The organism is Anaerospora hongkongensis, assembly GCF_004339805.1.
Classification (GTDB): domain Bacteria; phylum Bacillota; class Negativicutes; order Sporomusales; family DSM-15969; genus Anaerospora; species Anaerospora hongkongensis.
Window position 1 is genome coordinate 306,622 of the sequence record NZ_SLUI01000003.1, and the last position, 16,232, is coordinate 322,853.

Genomic DNA, 16,232 nt, shown 5'->3' on the forward strand with positions numbered 1-16,232 from the left:
ATTACAATTCGCAAACTGCATACGGATAAAGGATGGAAGCACACCGAAGCGGTGTGCTTTCGCTACTTCCTCCTTCTGATGCTATTGTCTGTATGCCAATTCAATTATTGTTTAAACTAGCTCTTGATTTAGCGGAAAGTTTACATTAATATCCTCCCTTCAAAACGCCGTTAGACTGAAATAGGCAAATTTCTCAAATGTTTTACTATAACCCGTGATTTTTTTGAAGAATAGAGCGGATATTAAGAACACCTAATGCAAGAAATATGCCAAAAATATATTTGCGGGTAGCGTTTTAGACAAAAAGCCCCTATTGCCAGTTTTACAAGACAGTAGGGGCTTTTCAGTATAGTAAAAATACTTTAATGGATGTAATTTTATCACAGAACTACAACTCTTATTACAAAGGTTCCAGCGGGAACGTCTAAGAGGTTTTTGTAAAAAATGCTTTATTTTACACCAAAGCGTTTTAGCTTGCGCCATAGGGTAGAGCGGCTTATGCCAAGCATATTTGCGGCTTCAGCATACTTTCCTTTTGTTAAAGAAAGAGCTTTGCGTATTTCTTCTAGTTCATCAGGTATTATATTGGCATTGATGCCGATATCAGGTTGATCGCCGATCATCAGGTTGATTATATCTGCATCAATACTTTCGTGTTTGTGAACAGCTATTACCCGTTCAATAACATTTCGCAATTCCCTTATGTTGCCTGGCCAAGAATATAAGGTGAGTGCTTGAACGGCGGATGGCGCCAATTTCAGGTGGCGTTTTATGATGCCGGTGTTTTCCTTTAAAAAAAATTCAGCTAATAAAGGAATGTCATCTTTTCGATCCCTGAGAGTAGGAATTCGAAGCTGCAGGACGTTTAAACGGTAGTATAGATCAGACCGGAATTTATTTTCATTTACCAGTGTCCATAAATTTTTATTTGAAGCTGCAATAACGCGGACCTCAATTGGAATAACACTGTCACTACCTAGGCGCATAACTTTTTTTTCCTGCAAAACTCGCAAGAGTTTACCCTGAGTAACATATTCGATCTCACCGATTTCATCTAAGAAAATGGTTCCGCCGTGGGCTATTTCGAATAGTCCCGGTTTCCCTTTTTGGTTGGCGCCGGTAAAAGCCCCGCCCACGTACCCGAATAGTTCGCTTTCCAGTATCTGGCTGGGTAAAGCGGCGCAGTTTATGGCTACAAAAGGACCTTGGCGGCGCTCGCTATAGTTATGAATGCTTTGGGCGAATACTTCCTTGCCGGATCCTGTTTCTCCAAGAATTACTATAGAGGAACGGGTCAAGGCGTATTCTTTAGCCATTCCTATTGTTTGGTTCAGCACCTTGCTTGTGCCGATAATATCATCAAAGCGAAAACTTGCGACATGTCCGGAAGAGTAAATGCGACGTCTAACACGAGCTTCCATTTGCTGGATTTGGGTAACATCCTGAAATGTCACTACAACACCTACGGCATTGTTGTTTACAATAATCGCGATTTTATTGCAAAGGACATCAACTTCGTTAATTCTTAGCATGTGACCAATGTCATCTTTTCCTGTAAGCATGACTTTTTCTAGGTTAAGCTCTGGCCAAATACTGGTAATATGTTTGCCGGTGGCTTTACTGCCGTCAATACCTGTGATACGCTCTGCGATTGGATTAAAAAAGGTGATCCGGTAATCGCTATCAACTGAAACAATCCCCTCGTAAGCGTAGTTTAGGACCGCCCGAAACAGACTGGTCTTTGTTTTTTCAAGATTACGTGCCAATGCTATTCGCTTGGCTTCTTGGGCAGCTTGGAGAATGCCTTCCGCGCCGCTGTCAATTAATTCAAAAGGATGGTTATACTTTTCAGCTGCTTTACCTGTGATGAAACCGCCGATTACTACGTCGGCACCGTCCTTGATAGCTTGTTGGACCTGGCCTTCAGCCTCGTTCTCAGCATGTATGGGGTAGTGTCGAATATCTACTCCTAACACGGGACCTAAAAATTCCATTCCATGCAGGATGGATGGGAAAGAAACAGCGCCTATGCAACGTCCGTGCAACTTTGCTTTTTCAATAGTGCGAATGATATCAAACCCAGTAATGGGAATCTCGACGACTATTGCGTTGATCCCTGCACTCCTTATGGCAGATGCGGTTCCACCACGAGAGATAATGATTTCCGTACCTTTGTTGACGAGGGAAGCGGCTATTTTTACTCCCTCGCTGAGCAATCCTTTCTCAATATGTATGTCATTATGCTGATGCCTGAATAGTTCGCGAGCGCGATCGAGCATGATTGAGTCTGGAGCCAAAAATGCTATAAGTGACACTCCTTCACCTTCTTTGAAACAAAATGAAACGATCTTTTGCCATTATAGAACGTTTTTGATGAAAATGCAACAGGTAAGCCGCCCAGTGATAGACAAGGCGGCTGGTTGGAGAGTTGGCACACTTTTTGCATAAATTTAATTGTGCAAATTGAATGAGGAGGTGCTCGTTAATTTAGTTCAGTGCCGAAGGATTAATGAAAGGAGAGCGTTATGACTAAACCTGTAAAAGTAACTGAAACAGTGCTCAGGGACGGGCATCAGTCTTTGGCCGCAACACGCATGCGCACTAAAGACATGATCCCAATGCTTGAACAGCTCGACAATGTGGGGTTTCACGCGATTGAGGCGTGGGGAGGAGCCACCTTTGACAGCTGTCTAAGGTTTTTGGACGAGGATCCTTGGGAGCGCCTGCGTACCCTTAAGCAGTATTTAAAGAAGACACCGATTCAAATGCTCTTACGGGGCCAAAACATTCTCGGCTACAATCATTACGCTGATGATGTTGTGCAAGAGTTTGTTAATCGGGCTGTTGACAACGGCATCGGTATTATTCGTATTTTTGACGCGTTAAACGACGTGCGTAATCTGGAAGTATCAATGCAGGCGGCAAAAACTGCAGGTGCGCACGTTCAGGGGGCATTTGTTTATACGATAAGTCCTTATCATGATCAGGCAAGTTTCTTGAAGGTGGCGAGGGAACTTGTGCAGCTCGGCGCCGATTCCATATGTATTAAGGATATGTCCGGCCTGTTAGCTCCTTATGCTGCGTATGACTTGGTTAAGGCATTGAAGGCAGAAATTAGTCTACCTATTCAACTCCATACCCATTACACCAGCGGTATGGCGTCTATGACATATCTTAAAGCGGTAGAGGCTGGGGTAGATATTCTTGATTGCGCTCTTTCCCCGTTTGCGATGGGTACCTCACAGCCTGCTACCGAGGCTATCGTCGCTGCCTTGGAAGGGACTGACTATGATACGGTTATCAGGAAAGAAGATCTTTTTCCCATTGCCGATCATTTCCGGAGTGTTAAAAAGGAGTTGGCAGAGACATTTAAGCTTAACACGGCAATTGATATCGATACCAAAGTGCTGTCATTCCAAATTCCTGGCGGTATGCTCTCTAATTTGCTCAACCAAATGAAAGAGCAGGGAATGGCAGATAAATATCCCGAGCTACTTGAGGAAATGCCTCGGGTACGGGCCGAACTCGGCTACCCGCCGCTAGTAACTCCTACCAGTCAGATTACCGGTTCTATGGCAGCGTTCAACGTGATGATGGGACGGTATAAAATTGTGCCGAGGGAAATCAAGGATTTAGTGCGAGGCAAATATGGCCGCACCCCGGCCCCGATTGATCCGGAATTCCGAAAGATGATTGTAGGTGATGTACCGATCATCGATCACCGCCCCGCGGATGACATTGCTCCACAACTACAATCGCTGCGGGAAAATCTAGTCGCTGAAGGGTATTCGAACCCTGCAATGGATGATATCTTATCTTACGCGCTGTTTCCAGATGTCGCGTTAAAGTATTTTCGTAAAATAGGAAAATGCAAAGAACAGTAGAGGAATTTTCAAACATAAATAGGGGAGGTTGAGTAGGTTGAATAGTAACTTGCTTCGGGGGCTTATCGTTCTTGCAGTTGGAGCTGCAATTTGGTTTTTTCCCGTTCCCTCCGGTTTGAAACCGGCAGCGTGGCAGCTATTGGCTATTTTTGTGGCTACGATTTTAGGATTTATTCTGCAACCTTTGCCAATTGGCTCTATTGCGTTTATCAGTGTTACATTCAGTGCACTGTCGGGCGTGCTAAAACCAGCGGAAGCATTGTCTGGTTTTGGTAATGGTACAATCTGGCTAATTGTATCCGCTTTCTTATTTGCTAAAGGTTTTATCAAAACCGGTTTAGGTCGCCGGATTGCGTACGTGCTCATTAGAAAAATGGGGGACAGCACGCTTAAGCTTGGCTATACCATCGTTCTTAGCGACCTGATCATCAGTCCTGCTACCCCTTCCAATACAGCCCGGGCAGGAGGCATTCTATTTCCCATTGTACGCAGTCTTGCTTCTGCCTTTAATTCAGAGCCAGGCTCATCAGCGCGTCGTGTTGGTGCCTACTTAATGCAAACCGCCTATCAAGGAAACACCATAACTTCAGCGATGTTTATGACGGCTATGGCAGGTAATCCACTCATTGCTTTGCTAGCGGCAAAAGCATTAAATATTAATATAACCTGGGGGCAATGGGCCCTCGCAGCTATCGTTCCCGGTCTAATATCATTAGTCATAGTTCCTTATTTCTTATATAAGTTTTATCCACCAGAAATAACTCATACGCCTGAGGCCAAAGAAATTGCTGCGAAAGAACTGGATAAGATGGGGACAATGTCTTTCGGGGAGAAAGTCGTAGCTGCTGTTTTTGTGGGTGCACTTGTCTTATGGAGCACATCGCAGTATACCAAGCTGGATGCAACTGTTGTTGCAATGCTGGCGGTTGCAGTTATGATGATTACCAAAGTTCTCGAGTGGAAAGATGTTCTTGATGAAAAAGGCGCCTGGGATACACTGATCTGGATGGGAGCTTTAATTGGCTTAGCCGATTACCTATCGAAGCTTGGATTTATTCCATGGTTTGCCAAGGCTGTCAGCGCCAATATGGCGGGAGTGCCATGGTTACAGGCCTTCGTGGTATTGCTTATTGTCTATATGTACGCGCATTACGGATTTGCAAGTTTGGTAGCTCATATTACCGCGATGTATTCCGCATTTGTAGCTGTTGCTGTTGCCGCGGGAACACCACCTTACCTGGCTGCTTTAGCGTTAGCGTTTATGTCCAACCTTTGTATGTCGCTTACCCACTATGCTGCCGGTCCAGCTCCTATTCTCTTTGGAGCAGGGTATGTAGAACAGGGTACATGGTGGAAACTTGGATTTATCGTTTCAGTAATCAACATGATTATCTGGGTTGGTGGCGGTGCTATTTGGTGGAAAGTTCTCGGACTGTGGTAATCGATTCGTATGCCCAAAATTAAAATTACACTGGAGGAAAACGAATGGACTTTCGTGTTGAAAAAGACTCAATGGGTGAAATGAAAGTACCTGCTGATAAAATGTGGGGGGCGTCCACGCAGCGGAGTATTGAAAATTTCAAGATTGGGACCGAAAAGATCCCTGATGAAATGGTAAGAGCTTTCGCTACACTGAAAAAAGCTTGTACCACTGTAAATGCTAAGCAAGGATTAATTGATGAAACAAGGGTCAGGGCAATCATACAAGCTTGTGAAGAGATTGAGCAGGGGAAACTAACGGGCAATTTTCCATTAGCTGTATGGCAGACAGGAAGCGGGACCCAGTTCAATTCAAATGTTAGTGAAGTTGTCGCCTTCAGGGCGAACCAAATTCTTAAGGAAAACAACGAAACCGTATCCGTTCACGCGAACGACCATGTCAATTTGTCTCAGAGTTCCAACGACTTATTTCCAACTGCAATGCATCTGGTGGGAATTGATATGATTACCAATCAGCTTCTCCCGGCAATGAAAGCCCTGCAGATAACTTTGACTGAAAAATCCGAGGAATACGCCGATATAGTAAAAGTTGGCAGAACTCACTTAATGGATGCCATTCCTTTAACCTTAGGACAGGAGATTAGCGCCTGGGCCAGAATGCTGGAGCGAAACATTGAATTTATTGAGTCGGGAGTAGAATACCTTCGTGACATCGCACTTGGTGGAATGGTACTAGGTACAGGTCTTACCACCAAGGTTGGATTTGCCGATATGGTTGCTGACGAACTCAGCCTGCTGACAAACTTTAAACTTCGGCCTGCCAAGAATTTCTTTCATTCATTAACAAGCAAAGACGAAATTACGGTAGTGCACGGTATGCTACGAACACTTGCAGCAGATTTGATGAAAATCGCGAATGATATCCGGCTGCTGGCCAGTGGACCGCGTTGCGGAATCGGTGAGATCGCAGTCCCGGTCAATGAGCCTGGAAGCGTAATTCAGCCAGGAAAAGTAAACCCCACGCAATGCGAGGCTCTGACGATGGTGGCCGTACAAATATTCGGTAATGATGTGACGGTAGGATTTGCAGCAAGTCAGGGTATTTTGCAATTGAATGTATATATGCCTGTTATAGCCTATAACTTTATTCAGTCCATACGCCTACTGGCAGATGCAATTCAATCGTTCAATATAAACTGCGCCCAAGGGATTACCCCACGTAAAGACAGAATCGAATTTTTCCTTAATCAGACAATGATGGTTTCGACGGCGCTTGTTCCTTTACTTGGGTATGACAAAGCCACCCAGATCATCAAAACGGCTATGAATGAGGGAATAACACTAAAAGAGGCCGCGTTGGCAACCGGATGGGTGACTGAAGCGGAGTATGATCTTCACATGGATCCTAACGGGATGATCTCTCCTCGCTAGTATTCAGAGTGCAAGCTTGAAGCGGTATATGAAATACTGAAACGGGATGAGGACGTAAATGAAATACAAAGTCATAACTTTCGATGCATATTCTGCGTTACTTGATATCAAAGGTAGCTTGGTACCGGCCCTGGAAAAGGTTTTTGATGTGAGTGGGAAAGACCTGACGGCTGTTTTTGCAATGTGGAGAACACGGCAATGGGACTATGTGCTCTTAAGCAGTTCCATGAATAAAGGGTTTCTTAGCTACCGGTATATAACAAGATGCGCGCTGGACTATACGCTGCTAAAATTTGACCTGACCTGTTCGGAGGCAAACCGGGAGGAACTAGTCGATGCCTGGTCGCATTTATCGGCATGGCCAGAGGCCCAAACTACCCTTTTAGAAATTAAACGCAGGGGGTATCCGATTGCTATATTATCGAATGGTGATGAAGCGATGCTGAAAAGTCTGGAGGGATCAACAGGAATTGTTTTTGACTATATTTTTTGTGCGGAGCAGGCAAAGGCGTATAAACCAAGCCCGAAAATTTATCAGCTTCCATTTGATAAACTTGGACTAGCACGGGCAGAAGTTTTGCATGTTGCCGGCTCTCCTTTCGATATGATGGGAGCAAAGGCGGAAGGATTGCTTTGTATATGGTCAAACCGCTTCCACGATTTCCCGATAGATCCCATATATAAGCCCGATTTTGAATGTAACGATTTAAGTGGATTATTAAAAGTCCTATGATTTGCAGTTTATTGCTAAACGAATAGAAGTAGTATATTAGGAGGATTGTCATGCACGCAATAGAAAAAATATTGGCCAAAGCGGCAGGAAAAGAAACTGTTATTACCGGTGAAATCGTAAATTGTAAGGTTGATATGGCTGGTATCAATGACTTGTATCTACAAACGTTACGTTCCTTCTTTGAAATGGGTGGTAAAAGGGTACATGATCCGAGCAAGGTGATTGTCTTTTTGGACCATTATGCTCCGGCTTCCACCATTACTCAGGCAGATAATCAAAAGCAATTTCGTGAGTTTTGCTGGGATCAAGGCATCGATCTATTAATGGACATTGACCAAGGCGTTTGTCATCAAATATTGGCTGATAAGGGATTATCCTATCCTGGTGAGGTATTGGTTGTAACCGACTCTCACACTACAACCCACGGGGCTTTTGGTGCATTCGGCACGGGTGTAGGGGCGACCGACCTGGCGATCATTATGGCTACTGGACAGTTATGGTTCCGGGTGCCAGAAATTATTCGCATCAATCTTGAGGGAAAGCTTCCGCACGGCGTTTTTGCAAAAGATGTTATTCTGCACGTAATTGGTAAGCTAGGAGCAGATTACGGGGTATACAAGGCAGTAGAGTTTACAGGTCCGGTCCTTAAAGAGTTAAGCGTGTCGGAAAGAATGGCTCTCTGTAATATGACCACCGAAATGGGAGCAAAAACAAGCTATATCCAGCCGGATGAAATTACCTTGAATTTCTTAAAAGATAAAGTTACCCGCGAATATGAAATCTTTACGACGGACCCTGGCTACCAATATGCTGCCGAACATACTTTTGACGTGTCTGACCTAAACCCGCAACTCGCAGCACCTTATAGTGTGGACAATGTAGCAGATATTAGTGAGTTTATTGGAACACCAATCAATCAGGCCTTTTTAGGGACTTGTACAGGCGGGCGTGTGGAGGATTTAGCCATAGCGGCCAAGATACTGTCCGGTAAGAAAATAAATCCGCGTACCCGTTTCCTGGTCGTTCCTGCGTCTAAGAATGTTTTATTGGAAGCTATGGCTAAGGGATATATGCAGACGCTTGTTGAGGCCGGGGCCACTTTCGTCACTCCGGGTTGTGCCGCATGTCTCGGTACTCATCAAGGTATGCTAGCTTCTGGTGAAACTTGTATTACTTCTTCAAGCAGAAACTTCCCCGGGCGTATGGGACACAGCAAGGCGGGGATTTATGTAGGTTCTCCGGCTGCTGTAGCGGCTGCTGCGCTTGAAGGAAAAATTGTTGATCCCTCGCAATATCTAGATTAAGGAGTGCTTGAAGATGGAAAAAGTAATTAAGGGTAAGACTTTCGTATTTGGTGCAAATATTGATACCGATCAGATCTATCCAGGACGCTTTTTAGATTTAACTGATCCTGAAGATGTCGCGAAACATGCTATGGAAGGCGCTGATCCGAATTTCGTTAAAGAGTTTGAAACGGGAGACATTATTGTTGCTTCAACGAACTTTGGCTGCGGCTCTAGCAGAGAACATGCCGTTGTAACGCTAAAATCGGTAGGTATTGGAGCAATTCTCGCGGATTCCTTTGGCCGCATTTTTTACCGAAATGCAATTAATTTAGGGATACCGGTCATCGTCTGCCCGGGCATAAGTGAGCTTGTAAAGAAGGGCGACGTTCTGAGTGTCGATATATTATCCGGTAAGGTAACTAATGAAACGACAGGGGCAACACTCAAAGCGCAACCTTTCTCAGACTATACAATGCATATACTTGCCAGCGGTGGGATAAAGCCGATGATCAAGAAACAGTTGGAGAGCCAGGCATAAACGGGATTTGACATATGATTTAAGAAATGTAATTTATATTTCATGTGGAGGGTTATCCATGCGTGGATAGCCTTCCGTGTGTAGTTTCCTAAAGAGCACAATAAGAAATCTACTACCGAATACAGCATTTATATTCGAGTTTATTTTTGCTATTAAGTCGCGTAGCATGGCGGCAGTTGTTTTTAGAATGTTCTGGAAGTATTAAACGGTTGAGGAGTGGGTAAATGGATCCGATACTTTTTGTTGCACCTTCTCAGGCGATAGCGGATGCGGCTTCTTTAGTTGCTAAGGAAATGGGAGTGAGTTTATATATCGAAATAAGCACGATGGATGAGGCAAAAAATATTGCCCTTAATTATCCCGAGATTGGGATTTATATCAGTAGGGGAGGGATAGCTCAAGCTTTAAAGGAACTTCCTGGAAAAACGGTGGTTGAAATTTCAGCTGCAGTAAGCGATTATTTGGAACCTGTTCACCGGATAGCCGCTAATGGGATTAACAAAGTAGGGGTCGTTGCCAACCATAGCGTACTTGAAGATAACGAGCAAGATCTCCGTGTGGGGAATATTGAGATTTTTATAAGACCTTGGAAAAATGCTGAGCAGCTTCGGCAACTGATGGGGCAGCTTTCACAGACAGGGGTTGCTGGGATTGTCGGGGATAATACCGGCGCGAAAATAGCCAAGGAGTATGGGTTGATCGTTGAAGCATTCGAATCAGGGGCTGCATCAATAAAGAGGTCGATTAACGAGGCTGTTAAATTAGCCAGAGCTCAGGAAGTTGAGCGCGTTCGAGAAAGAAATAAAACCCAACAGATCCACAAAAACGTGACTGAAATTTATACTGCTCTAGAAAGAGCTGTCGCCGCCATTCAAGAGTTGACTGCCTCATCAGAAGAACTTGCAGCGAGAAGTCAGGAGACAGCTAGTATTTCAAAAAATGCCGCGAAAGAAGTAGAAAAGACTTCAGAAATATTAGGGATTATTCGACGCGTGGCCCAACAAACTAATCTGCTGGGCCTAAATGCGGCAATTGAAGCGGCCCGGGCTGGTGACCATGGACGGGGTTTTGCGGTCGTGGCCGAGGAAGTTCGCAAGCTAGCCGACGAAAGTAATAAATCGGCGGGTGTTATCAATCAGATGCTCAATAACTTCAGGGATTCCGTTGAACAAGTTCAAAGCAATGTTGAACAAAGTAATGTAATTACTCAGGAACAAGCAAAAGCTACACAAGAAATAGCTGAAATGCTTGATGGATTGCGGAGGGTTGGAGAAAATTTATTGGCGTTAGCGGCAAGCACGAAAAATTGAACCTAATTAACTAAATATTTAAGGAGCATCCGCTATATTCTGTACCTAGGATGATCCGTTTAGCCAGATTTAACAAGCAATGGATACTCTTTAGAGAAATGTGAATGCCGGGTTTATTATAAAAGCTGAGTGTTGGTAAGAGAGGGGAATTGTATGGACAACGCTCAGGCTGTTGAGAGAGCCTTAGACGTACTTGAGTATCTTTCTTTAAATAGAACGAAATTAGAATTATCCGAGTTATGCAGCAGGCTGACGCTGCCCCAGAATAAGGTGCTTTTCCTTGTTCGCATTCTGGAAAGCAAGAGATATTTGAAATTAAATATGGAGCAACAGACTTGCATGCTGCAGCATAATGAGTTGCAACATCTTTTTATCGATAAAAAGACGTTGCAATGTCAAATTCCCAAAGGCTTGAGCGAAACTACCCTGGGAACAATTAGGGCGAGGATTGATTGTTTTCCAAAAGAATTAGGTTTTTACGCCAATGAGGTTGCGCTTAAAGCAGAAGTGTCTAGAGTGAACGCACGACGTTACCTGGTTTCTAAAAGCATATTGAGTAAAAAAAATTGAATACGAAAAGTCGGAAGACCAATCGTTAGATATAGTTTAATCGCCGAACCTCAGGGAAAGGAGGTAGAGTGCGTCATAAAATAGGTGATAATGTATTATCAATCCTCATGTTTGTTTAGGCAGGATTTGTATTTCTAACCTCATGTAACTCATTGTTTTTGTATTAAATAATCGAGGAGGCAAATCATGAGAAAAGCTAATTCGTCGGTACTATTGGTATGTTTGCTGGTCATCTTCACCTTGACTTGGGCTATGTCCGGGCTAGCGTTGGCTCAAGAAAATAGTATTGCGCCAAAGATCAAAGACATAGGCTCACAGGGTCCCGCTTCAATGATTTATATTGGTAATAGTTTCTTCTTCTTTAATAATGGCATACACAGATTTGTTGACGGAATGATAAAGGAAGGAATACCTGGGCATCGATTACGTTCCACCCTTGTTACCATTGGTGGCTCTGGGTTAGATTGGCATGATGTCAATTCTTACTTTAGACCAAACGCTATAGGTACATACTCATTTGATAGTAACAATAATCTTAATTTTAATGACCCTAATCAGAAACTGTTTGATGTGGCCATCATGATTGATTCAAGCCAAGGTCCAATTCACCCTAAGTTAGAAAATGTGTTCAAGGAATATGCCAAGAAACATAGTGATACAGTGCGCCGGTATAGCACTATCCCAGTACTTTTTATGTCCTGGGCATATGCCGATAAGCCTGAAATGACACGACAGTTAGAAATTGCCTATACACAAGCTGGCAATGATAATAACGTACTAGTGATTCCGGCGGGTTTGGCTTTTGCAAACTCTATCACTCTAAGACCAGATATCAATCTGTGGGCTCCTGACAAACGCCATCCCAGCGTTGCAGGATCTTATCTCGCCGGAGCGACGATCTATGCTACTATATTTAAAAAATCCCCAGTTGGTCTTAAATATAGTGGGGGGCTTGATGAATCTGTAGCCAGACATTTGCAAGAAATTGCTTGGGACACTGTGCAAGAATATTTTAGTCGTTGATAAATTTGTGCTTGCAGCTAAGTCACTCACAATTCAATGCTGTTTTAAATATTAGGGATCGAGTCAGGTTCTTGATAAAAAGCGTAGACAGCGACAAACTTCCAAGGATTTGACGCTGTCTACGCTGGGGAAAATTAAGGCGCGGAGTGCTTAATTACCAAAAGAATCAGATTTTAACAATGAGGTCTAGCTTAAAGCAGGAGTGTCTAGAGTGATTTCACGACGTCCTGGAGTACTTAGTTTCGAAAAGTATATGAGTAAAAATTGGAAGACTACGTCAGATAATTGCTGAATTACAAGAGTAATTAAGATAAATAGTGCTTGAACGAAGTTTATTCGCCTATCGTAATGGTAGGCTTTTTTTATTAGTAGATTTGGTTGCTTTTAGCTTTTCTCACTGGTAAACGAAGGCTGGCCCAGTAATTCGGTAATGAAACGGATAAAGGCTTGAGTTGCCAATGACAAATATCGATCTTTCTTCCATGCAAGACCAAATTCGATGTACAGAGGGTTTTTTAGGGGAATAGCCACTAACCCTTCGCTTTTACGAGCGATTCCTTCAATCAGGAAACAAACACCGGATCCCTTTGCCACCAATCTTCTCATAGTCTCTAGCTGGTTTGAGGACAGTAGGATCTTTGGACTAAAACCGTATTCTTGACAATCTTCAAGGATTACTTTGCGAACGTAGGTGCTTTCTTTAAACATAATAAAAGGATCGTCACGCAGTTGGTCAAGTGAGATAGTAGGGCAGCTTGCTAAAGGATGAGTTGGAGGAAGGCACACCATGAATTGTTCTTTAGAAATGAAGAGCATTTCAAGTAACGGTGAGGGTTGATAAAGGACAATTCCAAGGTCAAGCTCGCCCTTTTCAAGTAATTGACGGAGGTTAAATGAGCCGTCTTCAATCGTAGATAATTCTAACCCCGGGTAGCGTTTTGTAAATCCTTCTAATATCTTTGGCAGTAAAAACGGTCCAAGCATCGGAGGCACTCCGAATTTAAGTGAACCTTTTTGGAATTCGCGGTAACTTTGAATTTCCGCGACTGCATCCTGTAATAGGGATAAAACATCCGTGATTTTATTGTCGAATGCTTTACCCTCCTTAGTTAGAGACAACTGTTTTTGACTTCGGTCAAGTAATACGACACCTAATTCTTCCTCAAGCTTTTGAATTGCTACAGTAACGGTAGATTGTGAAACATAGGTCTGTTCAGCAGTCCTAGTTATGCTACTAAGCTTAGCAACTGAATGAAAGTATTCTAACTGGCGTAAATCCATAGTACCTCCAGCTTGTATAGTTTATATTCATTATACCATTATGAATATGAATTTTTCATTTATAGGATTAAAAGCTACACTGTAAATGGATATCCGTAGTAGACAAGTTTGCCGGCAAGGATTTAGTAAGGCAGTTTGATATCATTGAAAGGGGAGTAAAAAAATGAGCAAGTTGATTCGCGGGCTCATAGTGGTCTTCTTTGGCGCCTTTTTATGGTTTATTCCTGCACCTGAGGGAGTTAAAATCCAGGCTTGGCATTTGTTTTCCATATTTGTTGCAACTATTACAGGCTTAATACTTCAGCCGTTGCCTATTGGCGCTATGGCATTAATTGGTTTAACCTTTCCTATGTTAGTTGGGGTGATCACCCCTGCTCAAGCACTGAGCGGCTTTTCTAATACTACTATTTGGTTAATCGTATCGGCGTTCCTGTTTGCAAAGGGTTTTATTAAAACCGGATTAGGTAGAAGAATTTCCTATATGATTATGAAAGTAATTGGTGACAGTTCGTTGAAATTGGGTTATGCGTTAGTGATTAGTGATTTAATAATCAGTCCGGCAACGCCATCAAATACCGCTAGGGGTGGAGGTGTTCTGTTCCCGATTGTGCGTAGTCTTTGCTCTGCATTTAACTCGGAGCCGGGAGAAACTTCCAGACGGATTGGTGCGTATTTAATGAAAACAAGTTTCCAGGGAAATTGCGTAACATCAGCTATGTTTATAACCTCAATGGCAGCTAACCCACTGATTGTGTTGTTAGCTCAGAAGACAATCAATGTAAATATTAGCTGGGGTCAGTGGGCGCTGGCAGGTATCGTGCCGGGTCTGATTTCGCTGATGCTGGTGCCCATTGTTATCTATAAGCTTTATCCGCCAGAAATTACGAAGACACCAGAGGCCAAAGCACTAGCGATTCAAGAACTTGAAAAGATGGGGCCGCTCAGTCGAGAAGAAAAGCTAATGTGTATTGTATTCATAGGGGCTCTTTTATTGTGGAGTACTGCTCAACTTACTAATTTGGATGCAACGGCAGTTGCACTAACAGGTGTTTGTTTTATGATAGTCACGGGGATTATCACTTGGCAGGATGTTACGGAAGAAAAAGGAGCATGGGATGCGATGATATGGATGGGGGGACTCACTGCTTTGGCAGCTAACCTATCTTCACTCGGCCTAATCCCCTGGTTTGCCAAAACGGTTGCTGCTTCAATGACCGGAATTAGCTGGACTTTAGCGCTGGTTGGTCTATGTTTGGTTTACAATTTTTCACATTATATTTTTGCAAGCATTACGGCGCATGTTTCCGCTATGTACGCAGCTTTTATTGCAGTTGCGGTCGCAGCGGGGGCACCCGGTCTTTTGGCAGCGCTATCAATGGGTTATTTGTCCAGCTTGTTTACTACTCTAACCCACTACTCAACCGGCCCGGCCCCCATATACTTTAATGCGGGATATCTGGATCAAGCTACTTGGTGGCGCTTAGGATTTATTTTATCCGTAGTTCATATCTTGGTTTGGGGAACTATCGGCGTTGCATGGTGGAAAGTGATTGGGCTATGGTAAGGACAAATAAACAAGTTTTAGAATAATACAAAAGGTGAGTGAAAATGGTACTGTCATCAATCAATGCGAGACTAGTTACAATTCCGCTAGGTGCAGGAAGAGGTGGCTCAGGAGCTACGCAAGTAGAGGTTATACTAGTGGAAATCGTATCAAATGACGGAATAGTAGGAACAGGATTTAGCTATGCCCTTACCGGAGGGGGAAGTGCAATAAAAAAAATCATCGAAGATATGTTAGCACCTTTGGTAATTGGGCAACAAGAAATACGGTGGGAAATGATATGGTATCAAATTTGGGATAAAACTCATCGATTAGGAAGAGGCGTTGCTCTGCCTGCATTATCTGCCCTAGATATTGCAATTTGGGACTTGCGGGGGAAAAAACAAGGAAAGCCTTTGTATGAGCTATTGGGTGCACACAAAGAGAAAATCCAAATTTATGGAAGTGGCCGTGCAACTCATGGAATGAGTATTGAGCAATTAATCGAAGGAGCTATTTCTTACCAGGAAGAAGGATATAAAGCTATCAAGTTGCGAGCAGGAGCGCTGGGGATTAATAACGACCTCGCAAGAATCAAGGCAGTCCGTGAGCATGTTCCTAGCCTCCAAATGATGATAGACTGTAACGAACGATTTAATTATACGGATGCCTTGTGGTTTGGAAAACACCTGGAGCAACTAGACATTTACTGGATGGAAGAGCCGCTCATCTCAGACGATGTAGAGGGGCATCGTCGGTTAGCTGAACAGTTAAAATTAAGCATTGCAGTGGGTGAGCATCTCCAAGGAAGATTTGAATTTGTTCAATATCTGCAAAAAGGAGCTGCGACTGTTTGTCAGCCCGATGCACCGTTGGTAGGCGGTATATCTGAGTGGAGACGAATCGCTACTATTGCAGAGGGGTTTGGTGTTGTAGTCAGTCCTCACTTTTTGCCTGAGCTCCACGTTCATTTAGCGGCATCTACGGTCAATTGTGTTTCAATTGAGCATTTTCCTTTGATTAATGACATTCTTGGAGAGACTCTGACAATAGAAGCAGGTTATGCAGTGCCTCCTCAACGCCCAGGTCACGGGATTATTTGGGACTGGGAAAAGATAAAGCACTTTGAATAAATGCGTGAGTATATAGATTGAATGGAATTAAATATACGTGCAAATTAGTAGAAAACAGCA

General features: G+C 43.4%; 13 protein-coding genes. 11 read left to right on the top strand and 2 right to left on the bottom strand.

The window, feature by feature from the left end:
- Positions 1-449: 449 nt before the first annotated feature.
- Positions 450-2,315, bottom strand: coding sequence for a sigma 54-interacting transcriptional regulator (locus tag EV210_RS06185; RefSeq protein ID WP_132077175.1), 1,866 nt, complete (start codon positions 2,313-2,315; stop codon positions 450-452).
- A gap of 210 nt (positions 2,316-2,525) precedes the next feature.
- On the opposite strand from EV210_RS06185, the gene EV210_RS06190 reads away from it, so the two are divergent.
- From EV210_RS06190 to EV210_RS06230, 9 genes are all read left to right on the top strand, one after another.
- Entirely contained in the window at positions 2,526-3,884 is a 1,359-nt protein-coding gene (locus tag EV210_RS06190) for a pyruvate carboxylase subunit B (protein WP_132077177.1), read from the top strand.
- Between the two features lie 37 nt (positions 3,885-3,921).
- Complete coding sequence (locus tag EV210_RS06195; RefSeq protein WP_207900664.1) at positions 3,922-5,325, top strand: anion permease; 1,404 nt, start codon at positions 3,922-3,924, stop codon at positions 5,323-5,325.
- Positions 5,326-5,369: 44 nt separating this feature from the next.
- Complete coding sequence (locus EV210_RS06200) at positions 5,370-6,755, top strand: class II fumarate hydratase (RefSeq protein ID WP_132077179.1); 1,386 nt, start codon at positions 5,370-5,372, stop codon at positions 6,753-6,755.
- Between the two features lie 58 nt (positions 6,756-6,813).
- Entirely contained in the window at positions 6,814-7,488 is a 675-nt protein-coding gene (locus tag EV210_RS06205) for a haloacid dehalogenase type II (protein WP_132077182.1), read from the top strand.
- A gap of 50 nt (positions 7,489-7,538) precedes the next feature.
- Positions 7,539-8,792 (top strand): 3-isopropylmalate dehydratase large subunit, encoded by a 1,254-nt coding sequence (locus EV210_RS06210; RefSeq protein ID WP_132077185.1) that lies wholly within the window; start codon positions 7,539-7,541, stop codon positions 8,790-8,792.
- Between the two features lie 13 nt (positions 8,793-8,805).
- A complete protein-coding gene (locus tag EV210_RS06215; RefSeq protein WP_132077188.1) occupies positions 8,806-9,312 on the top strand; it encodes a 3-isopropylmalate dehydratase small subunit in 507 nt (168 codons plus the stop codon).
- Between the two features lie 224 nt (positions 9,313-9,536).
- Positions 9,537-10,622, top strand: coding sequence for a methyl-accepting chemotaxis protein (locus EV210_RS23285; RefSeq protein WP_132077191.1), 1,086 nt, complete (start codon positions 9,537-9,539; stop codon positions 10,620-10,622).
- 153 nt (positions 10,623-10,775) lie between these two features.
- On the top strand, positions 10,776-11,192 hold the full coding sequence (locus EV210_RS06225) for a helix-turn-helix domain-containing protein (RefSeq protein WP_132077194.1): 417 nt from the start codon (positions 10,776-10,778) through the stop codon (positions 11,190-11,192).
- 186 nt (positions 11,193-11,378) lie between these two features.
- On the top strand, positions 11,379-12,215 hold the full coding sequence (locus tag EV210_RS06230; RefSeq protein ID WP_132077197.1) for an SGNH/GDSL hydrolase family protein: 837 nt from the start codon (positions 11,379-11,381) through the stop codon (positions 12,213-12,215).
- A gap of 384 nt (positions 12,216-12,599) precedes the next feature.
- Here the strand turns inward: EV210_RS06230 and EV210_RS06235 are convergent, their stop codons facing one another.
- Positions 12,600-13,496, bottom strand: a complete 897-nt coding sequence (locus EV210_RS06235) for a LysR family transcriptional regulator (protein WP_132077200.1) — start codon at positions 13,494-13,496, stop codon at positions 12,600-12,602.
- A 163-nt stretch (positions 13,497-13,659) separates the two neighbouring features.
- Here EV210_RS06235 and EV210_RS06240 point away from each other — a divergent pair, with 163 nt between their 5' ends.
- A complete protein-coding gene (locus EV210_RS06240) occupies positions 13,660-15,060 on the top strand; it encodes an anion permease (protein WP_132077203.1) in 1,401 nt (466 codons plus the stop codon).
- Between the two features lie 44 nt (positions 15,061-15,104).
- Positions 15,105-16,172, top strand: a complete 1,068-nt coding sequence (locus tag EV210_RS06245; protein WP_132077206.1) for a mandelate racemase/muconate lactonizing enzyme family protein — start codon at positions 15,105-15,107, stop codon at positions 16,170-16,172.
- The last annotated feature ends 60 nt before the right edge of the window (positions 16,173-16,232 follow it).

Coding starts and splice junctions, on each gene's coding strand:
- EV210_RS06190 (WP_132077177.1), top strand. CDS start 2,526: ATGACTAAACCTGTAAAAGTAACTGAAACAGTGCTCAGGGACGGGCAT.
- EV210_RS06200 (WP_132077179.1), top strand. CDS start 5,370: ATGGACTTTCGTGTTGAAAAAGACTCAATGGGTGAAATGAAAGTACCT.
- EV210_RS06205 (WP_132077182.1), top strand. CDS start 6,814: ATGAAATACAAAGTCATAACTTTCGATGCATATTCTGCGTTACTTGAT.
- EV210_RS06210 (WP_132077185.1), top strand. CDS start 7,539: ATGCACGCAATAGAAAAAATATTGGCCAAAGCGGCAGGAAAAGAAACT.
- EV210_RS06215 (WP_132077188.1), top strand. CDS start 8,806: ATGGAAAAAGTAATTAAGGGTAAGACTTTCGTATTTGGTGCAAATATT.
- EV210_RS23285 (WP_132077191.1), top strand. CDS start 9,537: ATGGATCCGATACTTTTTGTTGCACCTTCTCAGGCGATAGCGGATGCG.
- EV210_RS06225 (WP_132077194.1), top strand. CDS start 10,776: ATGGACAACGCTCAGGCTGTTGAGAGAGCCTTAGACGTACTTGAGTAT.
- EV210_RS06230 (WP_132077197.1), top strand. CDS start 11,379: ATGAGAAAAGCTAATTCGTCGGTACTATTGGTATGTTTGCTGGTCATC.
- EV210_RS06235 (WP_132077200.1), bottom strand. CDS start 13,496: ATGGATTTACGCCAGTTAGAATACTTTCATTCAGTTGCTAAGCTTAGT.
- EV210_RS06240 (WP_132077203.1), top strand. CDS start 13,660: ATGAGCAAGTTGATTCGCGGGCTCATAGTGGTCTTCTTTGGCGCCTTT.
- EV210_RS06245 (WP_132077206.1), top strand. CDS start 15,105: ATGGTACTGTCATCAATCAATGCGAGACTAGTTACAATTCCGCTAGGT.